We start from the raw sequence: 3,836 nt of genomic DNA, 5'->3' as shown, positions 1-3,836 counted from the left end.
TCAGCATATTATAAATTTAAAATGGCAGGGGAGACAGGAATTGAACCTGCAACCAATGGATTTGGAGTCCACTACTCTGCCAGTTGAGCTACTCCCCTAAGAAGAGGCGTTTTTCAATCAAGCAATAATTATTATAATAAAGTTCTAAGGATAGGTCAAGTCTTATTTTCGGTATTATTTGATATTAGCTTAGTTTAATCTTATTTTACTTTAAAATACTTTATTTTATACATAATCTCATTATATTTTATTTGATTTATTATTAAAAAATTCTAATAATAGAATTTTTCTCCTTTATTTTCCTTTTCTATGTAAACTCTGATACATTTCGTGTTTTTTACACTAAATGTTCTAAATTAACTTGATATTTTATTAATTATGTATTATCATTTATATCGTAAAAGCTAAATATATTGTTATAAGAGGTGGTTTAATAATGGAAAAATATGATTTGATTGTTATTGGAATGGGTCCTGCAGGAATGGCAGTAACTGCTATGGCAGCAAATATGGGTTTAGATATTCTCGCAATTGAAAAACATAAAGTTGGGGGAGAATGTTTGAATTACGGCTGTGTTCCAAGTAAGGCTTTATTAAAAGCGGGAGAAGTTAATGAAGTAACTGAGAATTTTAAAGAGTTTGGAATTAAATTCTCAGGTAAAACAGAAATTGATAATCCTTTAGAAATTGTAAGAGAAAAAGTAAATGAAATTAGTGGTAATAAAACAATGAAGGCTTTTGAAAGAGCAAAACTCATTGTTGATCAAGGGGAAGCAAAGTTTGTTGATAAAAAGGTTGTTGAAGTTGATGGTAAGCAGTATACAGCTGATAAGATATTTATCGCTACTGGTACTGAACCTTTAATTCCACCAATTCCTGGCTTAAAAGATGTTCCCCGTCTAACAAATTTAAATATTTTTGCTCAGACTAATATACCGGAAAAACTAACTATTATTGGTGGTGGAGCAATTGGATCTGAGATGGCCCAGGCTTTTTCCAGATTAGGTTCAGAAGTTAATATGTTCCAAATTGACGATCATTTAGTACCTATCGGTGATGAAGAAGCAGGTCGAGTTCTGGAAGATAAATTCAAAAAAGAAGGTATTGGTGTATATAACAGCACAGCAATCAATAAAGTTGAAGAAAAAGATGGAAAAATTATTATTCATACTGATGCTGGTGTTTTTGAATCAGATAAAATATTAGTAGCTACCGGAAGAAAAGCTGTTTTAGAACCATTAAACCTCGATCAGGCTGGTATTAAATACGATAAGACCGGAATTAAAATCAATAAGAAATTAGAAACAAATATAAAGGGAGTTTATGCTGTAGGAGATTGTAATGGTAAGGCTCTTCTCTCTCATGCTGCAATGCATCAGGGAATGTTAGCTTTAATGAATGCTATCAATCCAACTCCTATCAAGCAGTTTAAATATGATGACTTCCTTGTTCCCTGGTCTGTATTTACCAAACCAGAAATTGCTCAGGCAGGTATTACTGAAAAAGAAGCTAAAGAAAAAGGAATAGACTATCAGATAGTTAAAGAAAAATATGAGGATTATGGAAGAACCATTGCTGATGGTAAGCCTGAAGGTTTTGTTAAGGTAATAACCAACAGCAAAGGTAAAATCTATGGTGCTACAATTGTTGGTGAGCAGGCAAGTGAGTTAATTCATGAATGGGTTCTAGCAATCCAGCATAATATTTCAATGTTTGATATTATGGTGACACAGCACTCTTTCCCAACAATTTCACTGATGAATAAACGAGTTGCTGAAAAGTGGATGATGAATAAAACTAATTCAGGTATGGTTCCTAAATTAGCTAAGAAGTTTATTTAAGAATCATCTAAAAAAATATATTAATAAATTTAAAGAAAGCAGGCTAATTGAACTGATCTTAATGATCTTTGTCAATTACCTGCTTTTTGCTTTTATACATTTATTAATTTTATTTTCGTTTTTTGATGGCGATGATTTCCGGTGGTGGTCCTGGTTGATTTAAAAACTTGTAATTTAAAACATTATATTTTTTATAATCAAGATCAGTGCTGTACTTCAGTAAGACATCTCTTTCTTCTTTTCCACCCTCATGACCTGTATATACAACAAGTATAATTATTCCCTTAACTTCTAAAATTTTTAAAGCTTTATTTAAAGCTTTAATTGTACTCTCACTTTTAGTTATTATCTCCTTATCTCCACCCGGCAGATAACCAAGATTAAAAATAACAGCTTTCAAACTTTCTTCTATATATTTATCTAATTCTGCATGATCAGAATTAATTAATTCAGCCTGTTTAAATAATGAATCTTTTTTTAATAACTTTATTGTATTATTTACAGCCTGATGTTGAATATCAATGGCATAGAGTTTACCCTTTGTTCCAACTAATTCTGCCAAAAATTTGCTGTCATGCCCATTTCCTGCAGTTGCATCAAGAACAACATCTCCTTTTTTAACTGTTTTTGCTAATAAATAATGGGAAAAGTCAACAGCATTTAAAAAATCATTTTGCATTTATCTCACCCTTTTTAAATTAATTTATAAATGAATAAAATTAAGATACAGCCTAAAATCCAAAGCATTATTAACTTAATCTGCTCAAATAATCTATAACTAGAAATATATTTAATTGACGATAAACTAAAGTTACTATATACTATTAATTGTGCTTATAAAAAAGCAATTTGCCCTCATCGTCTAGGGGTCTAGGACACCAGGTTTTCATCCTGGCGGCAGGGGTTCGAATCCCCTTGAGGGTACCAATTTCATCAGGAGGGATGCCCGAGTGGTTAAAGGGAGCAGACTGTAAATCTGCCGGCGATGCCTACAAAGGTTCAAATCCTTTTCCCTCCACCATTTTTTTATGATACTAAAACACCCGTTTTTAACGGGTGTTTTTTTGCTTTAATATAGAATTTTTAATAAAAAATTATTCAAACTACAACTTAATTTAACTATTCCCTTAGATTATTTATTTGAATTCCTTCATCTGCAGCTGTAAATTCCAGTTCGGCAATACCACCAGTTCCACCCCAGGGACCTCTTTCTTCCCCATTAACTAAGGCTGTAATAGCGCTGGCATTACCAATTTTTATATAAAGTTGATTATCAATCTCAAATTCTCTGCTGTCTCCAGCTTCTAAAATACCGCTAAAAGCAGATTCACCATCAAGTCTAACATTAACCCAAACAGTATCGTTAGCTTTAAAAACAATGTTTCTATCTGCCTCTGTAAGTTGTTGGTTTTCTTCAGTATCTGGAATATTCTCAGCAGTGTTTTGAGCCTCATTATTGGCTTCAGCATCTAAATCATTATTAACTGCTTCCTGGTTAATTTCATCAGTTTCTAGATCATCAATTTCCGCTGTATTGTTAAAATTATTCTGGTTTATAATTTCTGGATTTTGATTTGATAAAATATCAGCATTAATAGAATTTAAAATATCATTTTGATTATCAGACTGCTCATTGGATGCTGTTGATTCATCTAATATTGAGTTCTGATCTACTTCCATCTCAGCTTGATTATCAGCTGCACTTTGTTTATTGTTAGCTTCCATATTACTCTCTTCATTTTCTACAATTTCTGCACCCTGATTAACAATTTGCTGTTCTTCATTGTTATTTTGATTCAATAACCTTATTCCTGAGTCGCTAAAATATTGAAAGGTATAAACAGCAGCTGCGGTTAAAAAGAGGGCAGCAATTACTATAAAAATAATCTTGAAAATACTTTTTTTGCGGCTGTTATTTCTTTTTATTTTATGAGAAACTTTATTTCCATCCAGATAATCTTTATGTAAATTATTTGTCTTTTCTTCTTTAATATTT

The 3,836-nt window shown here is 31.6% G+C and carries 3 protein-coding genes and 3 tRNA genes; 3 read left to right on the top strand and 3 right to left on the bottom strand.

What is annotated here, in order from left to right; genetic code table 11:
• Positions 1-22 precede the first annotated feature (22 nt).
• Positions 23-98, bottom strand: a tRNA-Trp gene (locus CI949_RS18130).
• Between the two features lie 338 nt (positions 99-436).
• Between CI949_RS18130 and CI949_RS18125 the strand changes: the two genes are divergently transcribed.
• Complete coding sequence (locus CI949_RS18125) at positions 437-1,840, top strand: NAD(P)/FAD-dependent oxidoreductase (RefSeq protein ID WP_073155483.1); 1,404 nt, start codon at positions 437-439, stop codon at positions 1,838-1,840.
• A gap of 109 nt (positions 1,841-1,949) precedes the next feature.
• Here the strand turns inward: CI949_RS18125 and CI949_RS18120 are convergent, their stop codons facing one another.
• A complete protein-coding gene (locus CI949_RS18120) occupies positions 1,950-2,519 on the bottom strand; it encodes a class I SAM-dependent methyltransferase (protein ID WP_089719124.1) in 570 nt (189 codons plus the stop codon).
• Positions 2,520-2,691: 172 nt separating this feature from the next.
• Here CI949_RS18120 and CI949_RS18115 point away from each other — a divergent pair.
• Both CI949_RS18115 and CI949_RS18110 read left to right on the top strand, forming a co-directional pair.
• Positions 2,692-2,767: transfer RNA gene (locus CI949_RS18115), tRNA-Glu, on the top strand.
• Between the two features lie 9 nt (positions 2,768-2,776).
• Positions 2,777-2,861 (top strand) — tRNA-Tyr (locus tag CI949_RS18110).
• A 98-nt stretch (positions 2,862-2,959) separates the two neighbouring features.
• Here the strand turns inward: CI949_RS18110 and CI949_RS18105 are convergent.
• Positions 2,960-3,836: DUF4115 domain-containing protein (locus tag CI949_RS18105; RefSeq protein WP_290768973.1), on the bottom strand; the 877-nt coding region annotated here is incomplete at its 5' end.

The sequence above is a fragment of the Halanaerobium sp. genome, from assembly GCF_003070835.1.
The sequence above is the reverse complement of the archived record's forward strand: the minus strand, read 5'-3'. Positions and strand labels throughout refer to the sequence as shown.

Coding starts and splice junctions, on each gene's coding strand:
- CI949_RS18125 (WP_073155483.1), top strand. CDS start 437: ATGGAAAAATATGATTTGATTGTTATTGGAATGGGTCCTGCAGGAATG.
- CI949_RS18120 (WP_089719124.1), bottom strand. CDS start 2,519: ATGCAAAATGATTTTTTAAATGCTGTTGACTTTTCCCATTATTTATTA.